Annotated in this window: 27 protein-coding genes and 1 pseudogene; 6 read left to right on the forward strand and 22 right to left on the reverse strand. The window is 32.0% G+C overall.

All coding sequences use genetic code 11. The features are described 5' to 3' along the window. Nucleotides 1-36: 36 nt before the first annotated feature. The 6 genes from ACFYQA_RS33430 to dut form a co-directional block, all read right to left on the reverse strand. Nucleotides 37-1,788 carry a terminase TerL endonuclease subunit gene (locus tag ACFYQA_RS33430; protein ID WP_350666657.1) on the reverse strand — a complete coding sequence of 584 codons (1,752 nt, stop codon included), beginning with the start codon at nucleotides 1,786-1,788 and terminating at the stop codon, nucleotides 37-39. Further along, nucleotides 1,781-2,251 carry a phage terminase small subunit P27 family gene (locus tag ACFYQA_RS33435; RefSeq protein ID WP_038399447.1) on the reverse strand — a complete coding sequence of 157 codons (471 nt, stop codon included), beginning with the start codon at nucleotides 2,249-2,251 and terminating at the stop codon, nucleotides 1,781-1,783. Before ACFYQA_RS33435 ends, ACFYQA_RS33430 begins: the two co-directional genes overlap by 8 nt. Before the next feature lie 142 nt (nucleotides 2,252-2,393). Beyond that, nucleotides 2,394-2,744 carry an HNH endonuclease gene (locus ACFYQA_RS33440; protein WP_032601667.1) on the reverse strand — a complete coding sequence of 117 codons (351 nt, stop codon included), beginning with the start codon at nucleotides 2,742-2,744 and terminating at the stop codon, nucleotides 2,394-2,396. Between the two features lie 483 nt (nucleotides 2,745-3,227). Next, nucleotides 3,228-3,674 (reverse strand): transcriptional regulator, encoded by a 447-nt coding sequence (locus ACFYQA_RS33445; protein ID WP_002468152.1) that lies wholly within the window; start codon nucleotides 3,672-3,674, stop codon nucleotides 3,228-3,230. A gap of 208 nt (nucleotides 3,675-3,882) precedes the next feature. Continuing rightward, entirely contained in the window at nucleotides 3,883-4,023 is a 141-nt protein-coding gene (rinB, locus tag ACFYQA_RS33450) for a transcriptional activator RinB (protein WP_002468120.1), read from the reverse strand. Nucleotides 4,024-4,549: 526 nt separating this feature from the next. Continuing rightward, a complete protein-coding gene (gene dut / locus ACFYQA_RS33455; protein WP_002468111.1) occupies nucleotides 4,550-4,972 on the reverse strand; it encodes a dUTP diphosphatase in 423 nt (140 codons plus the stop codon). A 44-nt stretch (nucleotides 4,973-5,016) separates the two neighbouring features. Between dut and ACFYQA_RS33460 the strand changes: the two genes are divergently transcribed. Further along, the gene (locus ACFYQA_RS33460; protein ID WP_350666653.1) at nucleotides 5,017-5,346 is read left to right on the forward strand and encodes a hypothetical protein; all 330 of its coding nucleotides are present in this window, start codon (nucleotides 5,017-5,019) and stop codon (nucleotides 5,344-5,346) included. Between the two features lie 207 nt (nucleotides 5,347-5,553). Here ACFYQA_RS33460 and ACFYQA_RS33465 read toward each other — a convergent pair whose 3' ends face one another. The 7 genes from ACFYQA_RS33465 to ACFYQA_RS33495 all read right to left on the reverse strand — a co-directional run bounded on the left by ACFYQA_RS33465 (nucleotide 5,554) and on the right by ACFYQA_RS33495 (nucleotide 8,933). Further along, entirely contained in the window at nucleotides 5,554-6,006 is a 453-nt protein-coding gene (locus ACFYQA_RS33465) for a DUF3310 domain-containing protein (RefSeq protein WP_002468121.1), read from the reverse strand. Next, entirely contained in the window at nucleotides 6,003-6,362 is a 360-nt protein-coding gene (locus tag ACFYQA_RS33470; protein ID WP_002468115.1) for an SA1788 family PVL leukocidin-associated protein, read from the reverse strand. The genes ACFYQA_RS33465 and ACFYQA_RS33470 overlap by 4 nt, the downstream gene beginning before the upstream one ends. Beyond that, nucleotides 6,363-6,560, reverse strand: coding sequence for a hypothetical protein (locus tag ACFYQA_RS33475; protein WP_002468127.1), 198 nt, complete (start codon nucleotides 6,558-6,560; stop codon nucleotides 6,363-6,365). Beyond that, nucleotides 6,561-6,968, reverse strand: coding sequence for a RusA family crossover junction endodeoxyribonuclease (locus ACFYQA_RS33480; RefSeq protein ID WP_002468165.1), 408 nt, complete (start codon nucleotides 6,966-6,968; stop codon nucleotides 6,561-6,563). Between the two features lie 8 nt (nucleotides 6,969-6,976). After that, entirely contained in the window at nucleotides 6,977-7,222 is a 246-nt protein-coding gene (locus ACFYQA_RS33485; protein ID WP_002468151.1) for a hypothetical protein, read from the reverse strand. A gap of 154 nt (nucleotides 7,223-7,376) precedes the next feature. Continuing rightward, entirely contained in the window at nucleotides 7,377-8,147 is a 771-nt protein-coding gene (locus ACFYQA_RS33490; protein WP_038399446.1) for an ATP-binding protein, read from the reverse strand. 12 nt (nucleotides 8,148-8,159) lie between these two features. After that, entirely contained in the window at nucleotides 8,160-8,933 is a 774-nt protein-coding gene (locus ACFYQA_RS33495) for a conserved phage C-terminal domain-containing protein (RefSeq protein ID WP_002468137.1), read from the reverse strand. A gap of 43 nt (nucleotides 8,934-8,976) precedes the next feature. Between ACFYQA_RS33495 and ACFYQA_RS33500 the strand changes: the two genes are divergently transcribed. Then, nucleotides 8,977-9,459, forward strand: a complete 483-nt coding sequence (locus ACFYQA_RS33500; RefSeq protein ID WP_002468164.1) for a hypothetical protein — start codon at nucleotides 8,977-8,979, stop codon at nucleotides 9,457-9,459. Between the two features lie 15 nt (nucleotides 9,460-9,474). Here ACFYQA_RS33500 and ACFYQA_RS33505 read toward each other — a convergent pair. From ACFYQA_RS33505 to ACFYQA_RS33530, 6 genes and pseudogenes are all read right to left on the reverse strand, one after another. Beyond that, nucleotides 9,475-10,074: pseudogene (locus ACFYQA_RS33505) on the reverse strand (putative HNHc nuclease); the annotation flags it as partial. Between the two features lie 83 nt (nucleotides 10,075-10,157). After that, nucleotides 10,158-10,712, reverse strand: coding sequence for a single-stranded DNA-binding protein (locus tag ACFYQA_RS33510; RefSeq protein ID WP_049374172.1), 555 nt, complete (start codon nucleotides 10,710-10,712; stop codon nucleotides 10,158-10,160). Nucleotides 10,713-10,740: 28 nt separating this feature from the next. Then, entirely contained in the window at nucleotides 10,741-11,517 is a 777-nt protein-coding gene (locus ACFYQA_RS33515; protein ID WP_061749171.1) for an ATP-binding protein, read from the reverse strand. After that, complete coding sequence (locus ACFYQA_RS33520) at nucleotides 11,518-12,003, reverse strand: siphovirus Gp157 family protein (RefSeq protein ID WP_002468176.1); 486 nt, start codon at nucleotides 12,001-12,003, stop codon at nucleotides 11,518-11,520. Continuing rightward, nucleotides 11,987-12,199 carry a hypothetical protein gene (locus tag ACFYQA_RS33525; protein ID WP_388926091.1) on the reverse strand — a complete coding sequence of 71 codons (213 nt, stop codon included), beginning with the start codon at nucleotides 12,197-12,199 and terminating at the stop codon, nucleotides 11,987-11,989. The genes ACFYQA_RS33520 and ACFYQA_RS33525 overlap by 17 nt, the downstream gene beginning before the upstream one ends. A 295-nt stretch (nucleotides 12,200-12,494) precedes the next feature. Next, complete coding sequence (locus ACFYQA_RS33530; RefSeq protein ID WP_002468180.1) at nucleotides 12,495-12,710, reverse strand: hypothetical protein; 216 nt, start codon at nucleotides 12,708-12,710, stop codon at nucleotides 12,495-12,497. Between the two features lie 108 nt (nucleotides 12,711-12,818). Here ACFYQA_RS33530 and ACFYQA_RS33535 point away from each other — a divergent pair, with 108 nt between their 5' ends. Next, nucleotides 12,819-13,022: a hypothetical protein gene (locus ACFYQA_RS33535; RefSeq protein WP_002468183.1), complete on the forward strand. Its 204-nt coding sequence runs from the start codon at nucleotides 12,819-12,821 to the stop codon at nucleotides 13,020-13,022. Between the two features lie 108 nt (nucleotides 13,023-13,130). Here ACFYQA_RS33535 and ACFYQA_RS33540 read toward each other — a convergent pair whose 3' ends face one another. Continuing rightward, nucleotides 13,131-13,619 (reverse strand): ORF6C domain-containing protein, encoded by a 489-nt coding sequence (locus ACFYQA_RS33540; RefSeq protein ID WP_038399444.1) that lies wholly within the window; start codon nucleotides 13,617-13,619, stop codon nucleotides 13,131-13,133. A 287-nt stretch (nucleotides 13,620-13,906) separates the two neighbouring features. Further along, entirely contained in the window at nucleotides 13,907-14,788 is an 882-nt protein-coding gene (locus ACFYQA_RS33545; RefSeq protein ID WP_038399443.1) for a DUF3102 domain-containing protein, read from the reverse strand. Nucleotides 14,789-14,836: 48 nt separating this feature from the next. Here ACFYQA_RS33545 and ACFYQA_RS33550 point away from each other — a divergent pair, with 48 nt between their 5' ends. Then, nucleotides 14,837-15,055, forward strand: coding sequence for a hypothetical protein (locus ACFYQA_RS33550; RefSeq protein ID WP_038399442.1), 219 nt, complete (start codon nucleotides 14,837-14,839; stop codon nucleotides 15,053-15,055). Nucleotides 15,056-15,230: 175 nt separating this feature from the next. On the opposite strand, the gene ACFYQA_RS33555 is transcribed toward ACFYQA_RS33550, so the two are convergent. Further along, a complete protein-coding gene (locus ACFYQA_RS33555; RefSeq protein WP_038399441.1) occupies nucleotides 15,231-15,443 on the reverse strand; it encodes a hypothetical protein in 213 nt (70 codons plus the stop codon). A gap of 171 nt (nucleotides 15,444-15,614) precedes the next feature. On the opposite strand from ACFYQA_RS33555, the gene ACFYQA_RS33560 reads away from it, so the two are divergent. Both ACFYQA_RS33560 and ACFYQA_RS33565 read left to right on the forward strand, forming a co-directional pair. After that, entirely contained in the window at nucleotides 15,615-16,226 is a 612-nt protein-coding gene (locus ACFYQA_RS33560) for a LexA family transcriptional regulator (RefSeq protein WP_038399440.1), read from the forward strand. Between the two features lie 214 nt (nucleotides 16,227-16,440). Further along, a complete protein-coding gene (locus ACFYQA_RS33565) occupies nucleotides 16,441-17,598 on the forward strand; it encodes a CapA family protein (protein WP_038399439.1) in 1,158 nt (385 codons plus the stop codon). Nucleotides 17,599-17,737: the final 139 nt, after the last annotated feature.

The following is a 17,737-nucleotide window of genomic DNA, read 5'->3' on the forward strand; positions in this document are numbered from 1 at the left end:
CAAGTGCGTATAAGAATTTTTTCATCATCACACCTCCTATAAGAACAATGGCATTAAAGTTTCACTATCCCATTCATGTTCACAAGCCATCACATAAGCGAATATAGTCGACATGAGCGGATCTATCTTTTCTCTATTCATTTTCTTTTCAATCATCAATGAGTCATTAGTATCTTTAGCTACTGCATTTTTTATCGCAATATCTAGTAACGGATTTTTATGATGTTTAATGTCGCCATTAATTACTTTCAATCTAAAATCTAGTATCGGATTAGATAACGTTTGTGGTCCTTGTCTGATTTCTACTAAATCATAAGGCCAATCTCTACGCTCAATTTCTGCAATAACACCATGTATTGAGTAAGGATCATAACATAACGCTTGTACGTCTAATTTATATTGGTCGATATAATCCTCTATATAATTCAAAACTTGATCAGTATTGATAATTCCACTTTGTAAATCGGTAATCGTACAATAACCGTTTTCTGCAATTTGTCTATAATCTATAAAATCTCTATCAATTTTTCCATCTAGTCCACCTTTAGTAGCCACAAACGAATGACTGGTTACATAATACTCTTGATTATCTTCATTAAGATGAACGAACGACACTGCGGTTAAGTCATCAGCACGTGATAAGTCTAGGCCGATATAAGTTTTAGACCCATGTATATCAAAATCTGTTTCATTCTTTTTCCAATCATTGAAATCTAAGTAAGATTCTGTACTTGCTTGTAACCAATAATTGAAGTTTTTAACAAGCACCTTGAACATAGATCCTTTTTTATTAGCCTCTGATACGCGTTTTTCCAAATACTCTTCAATTTGTTCTTTTAAGTCGTCTGATTCATTGATTAATGGATTGGACTTGGCCCATGTTGTTTTATCTTGCCATTCATCTTCCGAGTCTTGTTCATAGATAATCGCAAAGTATTCTGGATCATCATAAATTTCAGCTAAAATATCTTTAGCATAAGGCCATTCATTTACAAACATCGGTGAATTTAAGTTAAAACCTGCGGTACTGATGATAAATATAAGTGATTGGTATAAGTTACCTTGACCTGATTGGATTAATTCGACCATTTCATCTGTTTTCGCTGCATGGTATTCATCAATAACTGCTAGGAATGGTTCGAAACCATCGACTGCACTTGTATCACGTGATAATGGCATAACGAAAGAGTCATCACGCAAGTTATTAAGCAACTCGCGTACTTTTTTAACGTCTTTCTTTAATTCTGGTACTTTTGATACTAAATGCATAAGTTGTTTAGTTACCATGTTGAATACTACGCTTGCTTGTTTCTTGTCATTAGCTGCACAAAATATCTGTCTGCCTTCTGCTGGTTCCCTATCGAATAAAAAAGAATAAAGTACAAGTCCACTTACTAAAAGTGACTTACCTCCTTTTCTTGACATTGAGATAAAAGCTTTTCTAAATCTCAGCATATCTCTGTCTTTCGTGAACCAACCTCTGACATTTGCGACAATGAACTTTTGAAACAATGTCAATTTGTGTATCTTACCTTTTGTATCAGGTAGTGTTTCCATGAATTTAATAACCTTTTTGGCACGTTTAGGTTTATAGATATAATTCCATTCAGGATTATCTATTGACTTGTGTATGTCTTTTAAATGACGAATACAGGCAAGTCTAGTATCCTTACATGTAATGTATGCACCAGATAGAACCATGACACAGTATTTGTATGCATCATCTCTTAAATCATTGGGTATATTTAGAAGCTTTTCATACACTTTAGGTATTTTAACGTTAGTCATCTTCATCAACACCAAATTCATCGTAAACCGATTTTGCTTTATCCTTTTCAACCGGTACAACTAAACGCATACGACTATCAATTGTCATACCCAATTTGCCACATATGCTTATAATTTCTCTTGTAGTATCCATGAATGTGACATATGGTCCTGTTTTACGATGGTTATCTGGTTGATACGTACCAACTTGTTGCATTTCTTGGTATGCTTCGTCACTAATGTCGACTAACTGGCAATATTTCTTGATTAAACCATAATCTAGTTCTGCAATTGGTAATTGTTGTAAAAGAGGAACAACACGCACCCATTCTTTAGCCGCACCTTCGGTTAAATCTTCAGGTAATTTTTTTGCATCAATCTGATCAAACTCATAAAGCCCATTTTCAACGTTTTCTGCTTCTTGTAATTCTTCTTTGGTACGGTGCCCTTGTTTTTGTAGGTTCAATTTACGTGGTCTAGCCATCTGACCACCTCCTTTTGTAAAATTACAACATTAAGTTTTGGGAATTTGGTCGGAAATGAGGCCGGCTCGTTTAACTCGAAACTTAGAGCCACAGGGGGTTTAGAACGCCCCGTTAATTTTATAAGAACATATATTATAAAAATTATTTTTTGTGAATTTTATTGTGACACCCGATACAGACTACCTCTAAATTATCCATATCCAGTCTTTTACCCCAGTCCTCTTTTAGTTCTACCTTATGGTGAACAATCAAATCTTTATCATTCACTATGCCCTTATTCAAACAGTGTTGACACAAGTAATTATCACGTAATAATACTTGTTTACGTAACTTACGCCACTGAGAACTGTTGTAGAACGATGTATACTCTTTGTTGCGCTTATTATGCCTAACCTCTTGGTTATACCTTTGTACATTGGCTTTCCTATAGTCTTGTAGCTCGCTTTGACTATAAGTTCTGTTTCCTAATCTAACTTTTGGTTCTTTAAACAAATTTTCTTTTCAACTTCTTTCAAAGAATTTTACTTCAATTACAAATATAAAAAATAAAAGACAAAACGAAATAAGATTTATAATCTCAAATCATTCTGTCTTTTACATAAAAAATATTTTATTATTAGAATGTAAACAAATTAAGAAAACTTTTTATTCATTAATACAAACAACAAACTTCATTTCGTAATAATCTTTTTGTTTCATTCAATCTTTTAAACTAAAGAAACTTTTTAGCTTCATTGAATGTTTGTTACACATAAGAATTTACTTAAATTGATATGATAACCTTCAAAAGATATATTGAAGGTTATATACAACACATGCACTTAAGCACTGCTTTATTAACATAAGCCCTTAAATATAGGTGCTAAGAAACACAAGGTCTTTATAATTGAGGGGTAAATAACCATGTGTTTATATTAGGTACGATACAAGAATACCCTATTGACAACCCGCAATTCACTATACGCCCAATTGCGACTAATCGAAGTATATCCATCCAATCCTTTTTGCTACATCTCTCATTATTTGATTACGCATTCTAATAGCCGAATGTTGACTAATCACCTTGCCATCTTCTCTACATTTAGTTAACTCGTGAGCGATATCTTCCCACTCATATATTAATAAGTCCTTTTCCCAATATCTGTATTCAATAATAGCTTTCTGTTCAGGTGTCGCATTTCTATACACATCTTCAACCGCTGTGATAGTTGCCTGTAAGTTACGATATTTATCATCTTTATGTAGCTCAATTATTTCATTTTCTACAGGCCTGCTTGGAAGATTAGATTTACCCCCACCAGTATTTGTATCTTGAGGCTGATATAATAATTCGTATCGTCTGTATAATAACTGTCCTTTCATATCTTCATAATTACGAAAGAACTGTTCTAACTTTGGTATGTCTTCTTTACCTAGACTCATAAGAAACCTCCGATACTTATTTTCTATTATCTTTAAAATATTTAATCTGCTTATTCAATAATTCATTAAGTTGTTTATGCTCGCTTAGTTTAATTCTCAATCCAGTTTGAACACATAATGATATTAAGAGTGCAATAGCTAATATAATCGAAATGATAATCCACATTTAAAATTCATCGTCCTTTCGTATATAATTTTCTATATCTATTTAATCGTTCTTTTCATAAAAATCTTTAGGTACTTTGACACTATCATATGAGGTAAGCTTATAATATATTTCTCTTCCAATCCATTTACCTAGTTCATACATAGCGATAGTAAACCATATTCTCATTAATCTCTTAATCATTTTATCGACTCCTTTAAAATTACAATTTTGTAAGATTAAGAAAAACTCCTATAAATCTTAAAATTATTGCGTTATATTTGCAGTATAAATTTGGAGGTGTAGCTATGGACAAATCAGCAAATAATATTCTTTCTTCATTTTGTTATTTCAGTGTGTTTTTTGCACCATTTATCTTTCCACTCATAGTTTGGATATTGGCAAGTGGAGATACTTCAAGACATGCTGGAAAAGCTTTACTTTACCATATTTTGCCAATCATCTTTTTCATCGTGTCATTTCTAATCCTTTCTGCATATAGTTACGATCACAATAATATAACGCTGACAGTAGGTCTGATTACAGCCTTCCTTACATTTTACTATATAATTAAAAATTTATATTTAGGAATAAAATTACTTTTCGCATAAAAATAAAAAGTCTTTATAGGCTTTTTATTTTTCTTTTTTAATTATTAATTTATTGCATTTCTTACCCCACTTTTCATTACTCTTTGCGAAGTATTCTTTTAACCTCTTCTAATACGTCTTTATTCTCCTGTGCTTCCATATGCACCTCTATCACTTTCGTTTTCGAACCAATCCACCTGCTTAGGTTTAGGATATACAACGGGAGCTATAACCAATTGTGCAATTCGAGTGCCTTTTTCTACTGTGATAGGTTCATCCCCAATATTGTCAGTAATAACACCAATTTCTTTATTGTACGTGTAGTCTATAGTCCCAAAGTTAACGCGCAATTTAGTTTTTAATGTTTTACCAGATCGTGGTCTTACCTGTGCTTCATAACCAAAAGGTAAATCAATTGCTATATCAGTTTTAACCACTTTAGTTGTGTTTGCAGGTATGTGAATCGTTTCTGATACATAAAGGTCTAATCCGCTATCTGTAGGATTTGCTCTTTTAGGAATTGTCGCGTTCACAGATAATAATTTAATCTCTAAGTACTTCATTCTTATTCTCCTATTCTGATATAATTAACCTATATAAAGATAAGGTGGTCTTAGCTTTGAACATTTCAATGTTTTTGAAGTTGCGTACTTGCGTAAGAGAAGGCAGTGTTAAAATGCCATCTGACTATAAGCACTTTGAATATATGCTATCCAAAAATTGGATTGTTCCAACGATTGTCTACTATAATACTGATTTAAGTGAAAATACTCCTTTAATGACTCCAAAATATAGTGACTATGTTGAAGCAACAAGAGAAGGCGAAGAAAAGTATTATTCAGTAAAAGACTTTTGGATTAAATGGATACTAATTTTCATCTTCTCTTTTTTTGGAACATGCGCAGTTATTACTGGAATATTAATAAAATTGTTATAGTAATAGATAATCAGAATTCATCTCAAGCACTCCCTATTTGTTTTTATATCTTCTATTTTAACTTTCATTTTTACTTTTCTAGATGTCATACCAACTATGAATCCTTTGACACCCAAATTTCTCAATTCATGTTGTACCTCTGTAGGTGTTTTACCCTTAGTTTGGTACTTGTATGTCTGATTAATTGTGTCAGATAGTTCTATTGAGTTATCTGCCATTCTCTAGAGCTCCAACAAATCTATTAGCATATTCTTCCAATTTCTTTTGATTTTGAATATCATTTTCTTTTCTCCCTGTTCTAAGTGAATATCTCATCTGGGTGAATTTCATCGCACCTCTAAATTCCTCTTCAGTGAATTGTTGACGGCAAAATTCGATTAAGTCTATACCTTTCTCACTATTGTAATGTGACGGGTGGTTAACCTTATCATCTAACGTCTTTTTAGTTTCTTCATTTCCATTAGGTAATGAGTAAAAATCATAACAATCATCAATAGTCCAAGTTCTCTCGTCAATTGCTTCTACATCAGCAACCCATTTATCTATATCAAGACTTGACTGAACTAAACGATAAACATTTTTTATTTGCACTGTAATTTCAACACCGTTAACTTCTTGGATTCTGATTCTATCGCCTATAATCAAATCTTTAATACTCATGATCTAACCACCCTTTTTGGAAAAATATCGTACTTCATAAGGTGTACACACCATTCTCTTCTAGGATGTACTTGAGGCACTTCAAATAAGTGCGGTTTCTTGCGTTTCAATTCCTGTAATCTGCGTTGCTCCATTCTCTCTTTATAACTTGTGATTTCGTCCTCTTTAGGTTTCAAACTATCCCACTCACTACGTCTTACTCCAATAGATGCTTCTATTGCATCTTCAAACTTCCAACCAGAAGCCAATCTTTGTCTTAAGATATCTGAATTGATATCTGCTTCTTTCATTTTCTCTACTACATCTGGTGTAATAGAGAAGTATTTATTTTTAACTCTCATTTTTGTCGCTTCCATTTAATTCAACTCCCATCCAGTTTCATCTATATCTACTCTCACAAATTCTGCTTCTGACAAAAACTTGTCTTTATTATCGTGGTATAACTTGTTATAGAATTCTTCCTCTTCATACATATCGCTTACTCTGTTGACTTCAACAGGAACTTTTATTTTCATATCAACTTTCGCTTTAATTTCTATTGTCCCTTTGTACATTCACTCCACTTCCTCTACATTCATGATTATTTTTGGTTCTTCTGCATATTGCTTAAAGCTTTCAATGTGTGCAATTTGGTTATCATCTTTCCATAAGTGATCGTTAGCAGCGTCTAGCACTGTTTTGATTAAATTGTCTATATCTGGTTTCGTACGTTTGTATTGACCTATCGATATTAACTTTTGATTCTTTGTCCAACTCTTAGGTGGTGCGAAGTAAAAATATATTGATACTTTCAATCTACTGTTCAACATCTTTTTAGGTAATTGACTCTGTATATATGCTTTATGCTTCGTATAAGACGTTGGCATGTATGTTTGAATGAATTTACCTGCATTTCTAAAACGTGGACGAGGAGAGCCAATAGGTTCCTTATACGTATCATTGAAATTAATCTCTATTTCCATAACTCACCTCAAAATAATAATTCGTTAATTGTCATTTGTTGTTGCAGTTCTTCTTTTCTGAACAACTTGTGTTTACGTTTGAGTTTTTCTAGTTCATCTTTCGTTACCGTTCCTGAAAATGTGTTTCTAAAGTGTATCCCTGCACAGTTACCTAATTTATAAGTATCTTCTCCTAGCGGCGTTACACTACACATCTTCCAACCGTCAATTTGATACAACATGTATTGCTTTTTAAGTCCGTCGATAAGTCCCATTAGGACACCTCCGTTATTGCCTGTCTGTTGCCTTTTTCTTCCAATTTGTCATTGATTAACTTGATGAGTGCAGCTTGATTCCCACTGCACCAATCAATCATTTTTTTAGCATACACATCGGAACACTCAAGTATTTGCATAACATTCTCTTTCGTTACCATGTGTCACGCTCCCTGTAATCATCTCCTAGTACCTTTACAGTCCTAGCGTTATGTTTCATTCTTGAATTGATCCGTTGCCAATTCATATTTTGATTGAGTTCTTTATCACTAAAATTTGTAGTGAAAATATTATTCTTTCCAACTCTGTTATCTACAATGCTGAATAGTTTATTTAATGTGTGTTCAGTGTTTTCTACACCTATATCGTCGAGTACTAACAAATCTATGTTGCTTAGCAGTTGTACAAGTTCATCTGTTGTTTCTGCAGCGTTCTTGTTGTATGTCGCTTTAATACGCTCCATTAACATTGGAATGTGCATAAAAGCCACTGAATATCCTTCGTTTTTAATTGCTTTAGCTATGGCATACGCTATATGGCTTTTTCCGGTACCGTATGAGCCTTGTAAGATTAAAGACTTAGGTTTATCTACAGAAAAGGTTTTAACGTACTCTATAGCTGTTTTTTTGGCGTATATTTGTTTTTCGTTTTGGGGTTTGTAATTGTTTACTGTTGCATCTCTTAGCGAACCATTTACAGTAGATTGATTGAAGATATTATTTATATATTTTTGCTTACGTTTCTTCTCTGCTTCTTTACCAGCTTGTATCATTGAACAGTCACAACCATGTCTGAACTCATGCCCGTTACTAAACTTGTAATAGTCGTATGTGTTTCCACACTTATTACATTTAAGGTTGTGTTGCTCTTCTACGATGTTTTTACTAGGTTTGATATTTCTAGCTAAACTTTCCATTGATTGCATTTATAATCACTCCTAGTCCCAATAACTCTCGTCATACTTCATACGTTCTAACTGATCCATACCAGTTGATTTTGTCTTTTGATTTAGATAACCTTCAAATTTAGTACCGAATAACGTTTCAGGTCGAAGGTACTTATCACTGTCTGTGTTTAACCACTCATCAGTTTTGACATCAATTACCTTTTTAAAATCGTCCAATCTAAAATCTTGGTTCCATCTTGCTTCAATAAACTTTCTTGTTTTAGCTGTTTTATGCTTGAAGTTTTTACCAGTTTTCTCATTAAGGTAATCAACAATTTCTTTATAAGGTATTCGAGACACAGTCGGGTTGCCCGACAATATATTATTGTTAGTAGTCTCTGTAGTAATGTCTGTGTAGTCTCTGGTATTGGTTGTATCATTTTGATACACTCCATCGTTTCTTTTTGATACGCTCGTCGTATCATTTTGATACGATGGTCGTTTCACATCCTCTAACTTTCCATAATTAATGCTATACCATTTTGTTTTATCGAATTTAGCTTTGTTGTAGTTACCTACATGCAATAAATCTTGTTTTTCTAAACTATATACAGCACGCTTAATTGTCATCACAGACCAAAAAGGAAAGTGTTTTTGCCATTCAGAAAATGAATTGTATATCCAGCGTCTACCATCGTAGTTATGATTGCTTTTCTTTAACCAATAGTGCATTTGTTGTAATACAATTGCTTCATTAAGTCCTATCTCAGTAGCTAACTTTGGTAAAACTAATATAGGATAATCATCAATCAATAAGTTGTTCATCTACTCAACTCCTTTTTGATATAATATTTTCGAGGTGATAAAAATGAATTGGATTTCTTTAATTGCGTTAATAGTTTCAATAATTTCTTTATGTTTAACTGCTTATAAATACTGGCGTGACTACAAAGAAAATCAATTAAATATTTCAGTAGATTTAAAAAATCATTTTGTTTCTGGCGAAAGAAATGTATTTGAACTGAATGTAGTAAATGAAACTAAAAACCCAGTTTCTATTACTAAAATAGTTTTAATAGACGAAAATAAAGGCTTAAAATTCGAGTGTATTCAAAACAAAGTGTTATTAACTAAAGGTAAACATATTAGAAATGAAAGCAGTTTGTTACCAATTAATTTAAACGCTTATGCTTCTCATAAGATGTTTATTGTTTTTGATTTAAAACAAATTTTAGATATTTATAATTTTGAAATTTATACTAGTAAAGGTGTTTATATTACTAATTACAAAGAGAAACAATTGAAAGAACAACCGCTATTAAACTTAGGATCAGTATCGATAAATAAATGATATGATCACGTTTTTTCATACATTTTTCTCTCCTTTCAGGATGGCGTTTAATTTATCATCAACTTTTATCCAACTATCTTGTAATTGGTAATATTTGTTAAAACTGTCTATCCCCATCTGATGTTGAATTGTATGGTGCTTACGACATAACGCTAATACGTATTTATCGTAGTGGTCTATCTTGTTCCTGTTCATACCTCTACCTACTGTTTCAAAGTGTGCTAAGTCTGAATTAGGTTTGCCGCATATCACACAATTTCTGTTAATCGTTGACCAATATAGATAACTCTTATCTTCTTTCATCAACTTACTCGTCTTTAATCTCATAGGAACTTGATGATGAAACATAAAAGCAATAATCATTTCGATTAATTCTCTTGCTATTTTTTTAGAACAATTCTTTAAACTAATAGAATCATAGCCATTCATTATTTCTAATTCGAATTGAAAATCTTGCCTCATAGCTTCTTTAGGTTGACCTAAATGTAATTCAATATCTTCGCATAACAAGAAAATTGTTCTGCGTTGTTTATGAGTTATCTTTTCGTGGTCTGGCACTTCTATATCTGCGTTGAGTGAGTAACCATTTTCCAACAAATCGATATGACTTTGTTCTAATTCAACACCAGTAGCAACGACGGAATAAGTACCGTCGTTATCTCGCTAGTATCTTGTAATAAGCTGCATTTAATCACGTCCTAGAAAGCTAAATCATCATCACTAATATCAATTGGTCCATTAGCATTTGCAAACGGATTATCTTGTTTTGTCATTGGCGTTTGCTGTCCGTTAGCTTGTTGTTCACGTTGTTTCATTTCATCAGTTTTAGGTTCGGGTTTATTTACGATTTCGTCACCTTTGTTCCAAACTTTTACAAAAGATAATCTAACGAAATACTTTCCTTCATCTTCGTTAAATTTATTTTTAAGTACGATTGTTCCTATTTTGTTAATTAATCTGTCTGTATCGAAAGTTAAATCAGGTAAATTAAGTTGAATTCCTAGTCTGCTTAATAATTCAATGTACTGTCTTTCTTGGAAGTCTTGTTGGAATGGTGGTACAAATTGATTATGTTTGTATTGTTTACCTTCGTTATTTTCAAATACGATAGTGAAATATCTTCCTTCTTTGTCATTAAATTCAACATCTTTAACTTTAACTGTGAATTCTCCTGCTCCTAAGAAGTCTCCACCTTTTATAAATGCTTCTTGATTAGTTTCTTTAGTGTGTTGTGATTGTCCTGTGATTTTCATAATTTTATACCGTCCTTATTAGTTATTTTTAATTTCCATTTCTGATTGCTTGTACAACGTCTGTAATGCTTGGGTTTACAAATTTCTTATTGTTAATTGTTATATTGCTTACATGTCTTATTTTGGTTTCAAATAAATTAGAGGGTTCAGCATTAAGTACATACTCATATGACTTTTGTCCGTTTTTCTCATGCTCCTCAATTGTCATTCTTGCTAAAACATCTGATTGACTTACAACTGCTTTTCTTATTTGATCTTGTGCCTCAATCGTGATAGTGGGATTAATCGTGCTGCCCTCATCGTCTTTATCTTTGTTGATACCTTCATGACCGCTTATTGCTAAATGGAATTGATATTGTTCTTGTAACTTAGAAACATATCTGTACATATGCACAATACGTGTCGCACATTCTCCCCAATCATTAAATGTCGGTTTCTTAGTCTTACCGTTCATGATGTCATCTATAGTGATGTCACGAAGTTTTTGTATCGTTTCGATTACTATGACATCGATTTTCTTTCCGTTATCTCTAAGTTTTTCGATAATTTGAGGCAACATTTTTATTACATAAGCAAAGTGTTTGTAGTTTTTGATTTGTACTACTGCGCCATCTTCTGTAACTGTTGTTCCATCTTCATTAATATCAAGCACAAGCGCGTTGTTATCTTTGGTTAAAAAGGTCGTTTTACCTGTACCGAATTTTCCGTAGATAGCGAATTTATAAAACTTGTTAGCATTTTGTTTGCTGATATCTTTAACCCCTAGTTGAGTTAGGATATCTTGCTCTTGTTTTTCTTCAGTCATCTATCTTACCCTCAAACTTCTACTTTGTTTTAGTTCTACTCCTTTGAGTTCTAAACCGCCTTTTATAGCTTTCAATAACTCTTTTTTGTCTAGCTTTGGTTGCTGTTCGATGTAGTATTGTTTAGGTATTAAACTTTCATCTGTAACATCTAAACTAGGTGGATTGTTAGCGATGCTGTACGAATTAAGCGCAGTTTTAAACTTCTCTTTACCTGTCTGCTCCATAACTTCCTGTAAACTTTCTTTTAAACGTTTGACACCGTTTTGATTAGAAGTTTTACGTTGTCTTAAACGCTTTATTTCTTCGTCTATAGCATTGTTATCTGCTTCTAAAGACTTAATAACTGCTACATATCCATCTGCTTTTTCTTCGATTGCATCGTTTATGCTTGCTAGCGTATCTTTTAAAATTTGTTCATCTTCTTGTTCAGCGATAAGGTCATAAACTTGTTGATAATTATCTTTTAATTCAAATAAGTTGCTCATCGATTAGACACTCCCCTGCAATTACTTTTTTAGCAACTTCTAGCTTTTGTTTCATTTTATTAATAGAATCAATGTTTCTAAATTTAAGACTTTGACACCCATATTGATAATGGCTTGAATAGTGCCAAAACTCACAAACTACATTACCGTCATTGTATTTTTTAAATTCAACTTCCACATTTTGATTGCTATACATAACAAGTTCATTCAGTATTCTCGATGTATCTAATAATAATTGTGAATTCATAATTGACTTATCATCACCTTTTTTGGTTTAATTAATTCATAGTATTTTAATACTGTCTCTTTCTCTTACTGGTAGACGTTATTACGTCTACTAGTTTTTTTAGTTACATTTAGCCATTTCTCCCAAAAGAACGAACTAAAAATTAAAGCGAACATCGAAATTCCTAATACTGTCGTGAAACCAGCACCTAACATTAATGTTATTATCATTGCGTTAAACATCGTCATGTAACTTAGTAAGTACTTCATTTTGTTCTCTCCAATTCTTTCAACACCTCATCAGAAATATTATGATAAGGAAATTTTTCTCTAACTAATTGAATAGGTATCTTTCCTCTTATTGCAATGTAACCTTCTTCTTCTAGCTCTTGATTGAGCTCTCTGATTATTAATGATGCTTTTGATTTAGAAACTGATAATATTTGCGCTAACTCTTTTGCTTGAAGTGAGTTTTTAATCATGTTTATATCTCCTAATCTATTATTATTCTTTCGTCTAAAATTAATTTTTAACTCGATTATTACTTCTTTATCTTTTCATGTATAATGAATGGCAAAGGGGGTTTTATAATGAATAAGATTACGAAAGAAGAATTATCTGAGCTGATTAATCAAAGAAATGATTATGCCGAAGAAACATTTGCTGAAATGTTTCTAGAAAGGGATAGTGAAAACCCTAATGTCATAGCAAATAACTATTTTGAATCTTTCGCACTTGCTAATGACAAGATGATTGAAAAATTGTTAAAGAATCTTGATTTATTAGAAGATTAAATTTCCATTAGAGTTTCCTCTTCACTTGTAAAAGTGTGATTAGGAATCTCTTTTTATTAGGTAAATCTTATCCTCTAAAAATTCTTTTCTTTGCCCCATAATTCATTTCTATATCAAACCAGGGATATTCCAACTTGCTTTATCTTCAAGTTCGTTGGGCTTGAAATCTTTAAACGCAATCATTATCAAAAATTGTTTAGTACGGTCATAATCAACTTTTTGAATTGCTGTGTATCTCGGGACGTTGAAATACTCTTTTAAGCGTGTCCACATTGCACGAATAAATTGTCCTTTTTTCTTTTTGAATAATTCATTTTGGTACTTCATATCTACTGGAATACCATTTTTGTAATACTCTCTTGTAAATTGGTTTGCTTTTGACTGAACAATTGACTGCAGTTCCTTTTGCTGTTCATAAGTTATAGGTACTTCTTTCTTGATTTCTTCTACCATATCTTCTACATATGACACTCGATTTTCAACGTGATCTTCCATATCTAACATTCTTTCAATGATTTGTTCTAACTGTTGCCCTTGTTCATTCGTTTGTTTAATATGATTTTGTAAAAAAATTAATTCATCTTTACGCTTTGCCATTTTGAATTCCTTCTTTCTGTTATAATTTTTCTATATACATTCGGTATCTATTCCAGTACTACAACAGCTCGCTACATCTGTTGCTAAACAAATGTTTGGTTTACAGTAATTTGAACTCTAATCCATTAATTAAGACATATAAGTTTTTATTAATTTGTGGAAAGCGTTCAATCAAGTGGTCATAATTATCTACTAACTCATTAGATACAAATATTAGTCGTCTATTACCTTTCTTGTCATAGTAGTAATAGATGACTTTTTGTTTTTCTTCTTGCATTGCTTTCCTCCTAATTTACGACGATTCTTCCGTTTAACATTGCTTCTAAATTGGTTGTAAATTCTTTCAGTAATGCTACATTTTCTTGTAGTCTTTCTTTCGATTTCGTATTCGCTTTGATGACTGTATCTAGTCTGTATGTCTCAACCGAATTTTCTTTGATGAAGTTCTGAATACTAATTGATATCTTGTGTGCGTTGATACTTGATTCACGTTCTAACCTCGTTAATTCTTTTTCTTCGTATGCTTGGTTAGGGTCGCTGAAACTGTTTCTATATCGCTGCAATTCATCTCTAAGTTCATTAGCATTGTTATTTTCACGTTCGAATTTTTGCTTGAATTGTTCGAGTTGTTGCTGAATTTCATCAGGTATAACCTCTTTGATAACCTCTCGCTCAATCACTTCAGGTTCTCTATTCTGTTCATCTTCGAGTTTCTTACGTGCAATTGACTCTGAACGTTGTGCTTGTTCCACTTGTGATTGGAGTTGTGCGTTTTGTTCATCACGTTGTTTGAGTTGACGTTTTAAGTCTTCTAATTCTCTATTTGTCATATCTATAGGTTTTTTCATTTCGCCAGAAGATGTTTCAAATTCTTCCTCTCGTTGTTCCTCGGGAATGGTCGCTAAAGAATATAATGCTTTAATCCCTAAATGGTTCACCGGTGAATCATTTGAGAATTCATCACTTACTTTTATAAATTTAGTTGCTTGCCCTCTACTCATATTTATTGATTGCAACCATTCAGACCACTCACCATGTGCTAAGTCATTTTCTTTAACATGTTTCAATCTTCGACCAATCTCGAAAATAGACTGACCTGCAATATTTTGATAACTCTTGATTTCCGTTTCTATTGTGGTTAAGTCGTTGCTGAGTTGTAATTCTTTCAATCGTTTATGCTCCTTTTTGCTATACTCCTTATAAAAGGAGGTGATATTGTGAACATTGATAACATCCGACAATTTCTGGATCGATACGAGGATATGTCTTTAAAACTTCACTTAGATAATGGCGATAAAGTTGAAGTTTTAGAAAACACACCTTCAATCGCAGGTATTCTTCAAGTCGAAAAACCTGAAAAGATCATCGTTAATTTAGACAGAGTGGTTTGGATAGAATATTTTAATACTAGTTCTGAACCACCAAAATTTATCTAGTGACTTCTTTGTAAGCTAAGACCAAATTCGCAGTTGCCTCAATCAACTGTGGGTTTGGGTTTTTTTGTATTACTTTTAATAAAACGTTAATTGTTCTGAACATTTCAATTGGATCATTTTGTAATTCGTTCAATTAATCCACCTCCTCCAATGTGTCTTTTATGACACTAATTCTTCAAAAAAAAATATCGTTCATTTGGTCTCTAGTTAAATTTAGAACTTTAACTATAGTCTTAATTTCTTTAATGTCGAATTCTTGCTCTCCTCTAATCCTGCTATAATAGGCACTTTTAGAAAGTTTCAGTCCATGTTCGTTTAACTCTTTTAAAAAATAATTTACATGCATCTCTTTCATCGCCAAAGCAGAATAAAGTTTTGCTTTGTTCATTGTTTAACACCTCCGTGTCTTTTAGGATACTTTAATAATACATACTATGAATCTTTAAGTCAACACAAAAGTGTCTAAAAATACATTTTTATTTTAATTTCCTATACAAGTGTTGCTTTTAAGATACTTAAGTGCTATATTTAGTACATACCAATTAGGAGGAAATTTAACATGAAACCCGACATTAAAAGTAGACGTAAAGAATTGAATTTAACTCTAGAACAAGTTGGAGATTTAGTAGGTGTTGGAAAATCAACTGTGAGAAAATGGGAAACTGGCGACATAGAAAATATGAAAAGAGATAAGATTGTAAAATTAGCAAAAGCATTGAGAGTATCTCCTTCATATATTATGGGAATAGAAGAAGAACAACCTCAAATAGAAACCCTACCAGTCAAAAAGATACCAGTCGTTTCTAAAATATCTGCAGGCTTACCTATCTATAGTGAAGAAAATTTAATCGATTATATATACTTTGCTACTAACAAACTTAATTCTGATAAAGAAGAATTTGGCTTAAAAGTGTCTGGCGATAGCATGGATAAAATATTTCAAGACGGCGATATAGTTGTGGTAGAGAAAGATTCTATAGTAGAGAATGGTCAGTTAGGCGTTGTTATGATTAATGGTTATAACGCGACTGTTAAACGTATTAGATACAATGGTGACCAAGTTATATTAATTCCAGAATCAAACAATACAAACCACTATCCACAGGTATATGGCAAAGATGACGAAGTAAAAATAATTGGTAGAGTTGTAGCAAGTCAAAAGTTATTTTAATGAAAGGTCAATTTAATAAACTACATACAAAAGGGGTCTATGAATGAAAATTTTAAATTATCATATTAGCTATGATCATATTGAAGATTTATACACTGTTACAGCCGAAACTGATAACGGAAAAACTTTCTGTTACACATTTTCAGATATGTATACTTTAAAAGATGTTAGAGAAACATTAGAGAGAATTGCAAGTGAAATAGATAAATAAACCATGAAGAAGGTATGTAAATTGAAAAAGATAATAGCTATAGTTTTTTTTAGTCTATTAGCAGTTATAACTATAATATTTGCTGAAATTGACACCCACTTTAATCATGAAAAAGTTTCTTTTGTTGCAGTTGGAGATAATTTAATTCATCCAGTTGTATATAACGATGCAAAAACCCGTCACAATGACTATGATTTTTCACCAATGTATAAAAACGTTAAACCTTATATAAAAAAGTTTGATATTGCTTACATCAACCAAGAATCCCCAATGGGAGGGGATGATATACCTTATTCAGGTTTTAAAAGGTTTAATACTCCTAGCGATTTGTCGAAATATTTGGTTGAATCAGGATTTAATTTAATTAACGGATCAAATAATCATGCTCTCGACAAAGGTACACATGGCGTTAATCATAGAGTTAATCTATGGGAAAAGTATAAAGAAAAAGGAGTTATGTTCACTGGTGTATACAAATCTAAAAAAGATAATGAGAAACTTCAAATTATAAATAAAAATGGAATAAAGATAGCAATACTTAATTATACATTTGGTACTAATGGACTTAAACCAGAAAATAAATATCAAATTAATTATTTAAATGAAAATAAAATAAAGCGAGATGTCAAATACGCTAAAAAAAATAGTGATGCTGTTATCGTTTCAACTCATTGGGGACAAGAGAGTCATCATTATCCAAATAAAAAGCAAGAAAGATATGCTAAAGTATTCGCAAATTCAAATGTCGATGCCGTAATAGGTATGCATCCCCATGTAATTCAACCGGTAAAATGGGTAAAAGGCAAAAATAATCACAAAACACTGGTAGTTTACTCATTAGGTAATTTTTTAAATGGTCAAAATACTGGTAATGAAAGTAATAATCTTTGTGGTAGCATAAATTTTGATATAACAAAAAAAGGGCAAAAAATTGTAATTAAAAATGTTCATTGGAAATCCCTAGTAAATTTCTATAGAGAAAGAATACCAGGCAATAAAGATTCTAGATATGATTTTACTGTTTACCCACTAGACAAATATAACGATAAAATAGCAAATGAACATGGTATGCAAAGTGGTGAAAACAAGGATATGACTAAAGAACATATGGAAAGAATTACTAATGAAATTATTGATAAAGAATTTTTAAAATCTAACTAAATTTGTTGATAGTTTATGAAATAAAAAAGATAACCCCAGGCACATAGTAATGCTCAGTGCTTATGCACTTACTCCTTTTCGGGACCAGCGTTAATCCTTCTCGAGTTATCTTAATTAAATTATAAGTAACATTGACTAT

The sequence above is a fragment of the Streptomyces sp. NPDC005774 genome, from assembly GCF_042871645.1.
GTDB lineage: Bacteria > Actinomycetota > Actinomycetes > Streptomycetales > Streptomycetaceae > Streptomyces > Streptomyces pratens.

Bases quoted from the DNA above. Each gene is read 5' to 3' on its own strand.
- ACFYQA_RS33430 (WP_350666657.1), bottom strand. From the start codon at position 1,788: ATGACTAACGTTAAAATACCTAAAGTGTATGAAAAGCTTCTAAATATA.
- ACFYQA_RS33435 (WP_038399447.1), bottom strand. From the start codon at position 2,251: ATGGCTAGACCACGTAAATTGAACCTACAAAAACAAGGGCACCGTACC.
- ACFYQA_RS33445 (WP_002468152.1), bottom strand. From the start codon at position 3,674: ATGAGTCTAGGTAAAGAAGACATACCAAAGTTAGAACAGTTCTTTCGT.
- rinB (WP_002468120.1), bottom strand. From the start codon at position 4,023: ATGATTAAGAGATTAATGAGAATATGGTTTACTATCGCTATGTATGAA.
- dut (WP_002468111.1), bottom strand. From the start codon at position 4,972: ATGAAGTACTTAGAGATTAAATTATTATCTGTGAACGCGACAATTCCT.
- ACFYQA_RS33465 (WP_002468121.1), bottom strand. From the start codon at position 6,006: ATGAGTATTAAAGATTTGATTATAGGCGATAGAATCAGAATCCAAGAA.
- ACFYQA_RS33470 (WP_002468115.1), bottom strand. From the start codon at position 6,362: ATGGAAGCGACAAAAATGAGAGTTAAAAATAAATACTTCTCTATTACA.
- ACFYQA_RS33475 (WP_002468127.1), bottom strand. From the start codon at position 6,560: ATGTACAAAGGGACAATAGAAATTAAAGCGAAAGTTGATATGAAAATA.
- ACFYQA_RS33480 (WP_002468165.1), bottom strand. From the start codon at position 6,968: ATGGAAATAGAGATTAATTTCAATGATACGTATAAGGAACCTATTGGC.
- ACFYQA_RS33485 (WP_002468151.1), bottom strand. From the start codon at position 7,222: ATGGGACTTATCGACGGACTTAAAAAGCAATACATGTTGTATCAAATT.
- ACFYQA_RS33490 (WP_038399446.1), bottom strand. From the start codon at position 8,147: ATGCAATCAATGGAAAGTTTAGCTAGAAATATCAAACCTAGTAAAAAC.
- ACFYQA_RS33495 (WP_002468137.1), bottom strand. From the start codon at position 8,933: ATGAACAACTTATTGATTGATGATTATCCTATATTAGTTTTACCAAAG.
- ACFYQA_RS33500 (WP_002468164.1), top strand. From the start codon at position 8,977: ATGAATTGGATTTCTTTAATTGCGTTAATAGTTTCAATAATTTCTTTA.
- ACFYQA_RS33510 (WP_049374172.1), bottom strand. From the start codon at position 10,712: ATGAAAATCACAGGACAATCACAACACACTAAAGAAACTAATCAAGAA.
- ACFYQA_RS33515 (WP_061749171.1), bottom strand. From the start codon at position 11,517: ATGACTGAAGAAAAACAAGAGCAAGATATCCTAACTCAACTAGGGGTT.
- ACFYQA_RS33520 (WP_002468176.1), bottom strand. From the start codon at position 12,003: ATGAGCAACTTATTTGAATTAAAAGATAATTATCAACAAGTTTATGAC.
- ACFYQA_RS33525 (WP_388926091.1), bottom strand. From the start codon at position 12,199: ATGTATAGCAATCAAAATGTGGAAGTTGAATTTAAAAAATACAATGAC.
- ACFYQA_RS33530 (WP_002468180.1), bottom strand. From the start codon at position 12,710: ATGATTAAAAACTCACTTCAAGCAAAAGAGTTAGCGCAAATATTATCA.
- ACFYQA_RS33535 (WP_002468183.1), top strand. From the start codon at position 12,819: ATGAATAAGATTACGAAAGAAGAATTATCTGAGCTGATTAATCAAAGA.
- ACFYQA_RS33540 (WP_038399444.1), bottom strand. From the start codon at position 13,619: ATGGCAAAGCGTAAAGATGAATTAATTTTTTTACAAAATCATATTAAA.
- ACFYQA_RS33555 (WP_038399441.1), bottom strand. From the start codon at position 15,443: ATGAACAAAGCAAAACTTTATTCTGCTTTGGCGATGAAAGAGATGCAT.
- ACFYQA_RS33560 (WP_038399440.1), top strand. From the start codon at position 15,615: ATGAAACCCGACATTAAAAGTAGACGTAAAGAATTGAATTTAACTCTA.
- ACFYQA_RS33565 (WP_038399439.1), top strand. From the start codon at position 16,441: ATGAAGAAGGTATGTAAATTGAAAAAGATAATAGCTATAGTTTTTTTT.